The 1,094-nt window shown below is 72.2% G+C and carries 1 pseudogene; it reads left to right on the top strand.

The features are described 5' to 3' along the window. Window positions 1–240: 240 nt before the first annotated feature. A pseudogene (locus tag CDN99_RS27945) lies at window positions 241–1,094 on the top strand (hypothetical protein); the annotation flags it as partial.

Genomic DNA, 1,094 nt, shown 5'->3' with positions numbered 1-1,094 from the left:
GCAACTCGCCCACGGCCACGGCCACCGCCGGCAACCAGCAGACCAACGCGCCGGTGAACCCGGCGGTGCTGCAGGCGATTTTGCAGTTGCTGCTGGATGACTGAGCGCGATCCCTCGTGAGCGCGGCGGGCTCGGAGCCCGCCAGCGGGCGGCGCCGACGACGGCCCCCGCGCGACGACAGAGACGACAAAGACGACGACATCGACGAGTCCGGGCCACCCGGACCAGGGAGAGGAAAACATGCGTGCATTCCGGCTCGCGACGTCCATGGGACGAGGCGCGTGGCGCTCGGCAAGCCTGGCGCTGCTGGCGCTGGCGTGGACGGGCGCCGCCCAGGCGGACCCGTCCTACAGCTACAGCCGCACCAGCGCGTTCACCTACAAGGCCAACGGCCTGCTGGAGAGCGAGACGGTCGAGCCGGACCAGCCGAACCTGTGCGTGACCACGTCCTACACGTACGGGGACGCCTTCGGCAACAAGACGGCCACCACGACGGCCAACTGCGGCGGGGCCTCGGCGCTGGCGCAGTTCACGCCGCGCGGCGCCACGGCCAGTTACGCGCAGCAGACGGTGACGGTGGCCGGCGTGAGCGTCACGGTGCCCGCGGGCACCTTCGCCACCAGCGCGGCCAACGCGCTGAGTCAGAGCGAGACGCGCGAGTACGACCCGCGCTTCGGCGCCGCCACCCGGCTCGTGGGGCCCAACAGCCTGCCCACGACCTGGGCGCTGGACGACTTCGGCCGCAAGGTGCGGGAGACACGCGCCGACGGCACCAGCACCGCCGTCTACTACTGCTGGCTCAGGGTCTACGACGCGGCCTCGGGCACCCTGGTCGAGGCGACCTCGTCCAACGCGCCCTCAGGCAGCGCGGGCTGCCACAACGGCACCGCGCCGGCCATCGCATCGCCCGCCAGCAATGAAGCACCCAGCGACGCGGTGCGCTTCGAACACACCGTCACGCTCAAGGGCGGGGCGGCGATCTCGGGCTTCGCGCGGGTGTATTACGACCGCGCGGGCCGCAAGATCCGCAGCGTCGCCGAGGGCTTCGACGGCGCCGGGCAGCCCGGCAACGCGCGGCTCATCGCGCAGGACGT

The sequence above is a fragment of the Roseateles aquatilis genome (assembly GCF_002205645.1).
Classification (GTDB): domain Bacteria; phylum Pseudomonadota; class Gammaproteobacteria; order Burkholderiales; family Burkholderiaceae_C; genus Roseateles; species Roseateles aquatilis.
This window is presented reverse-complemented; position numbering and strand designations above follow the sequence as displayed.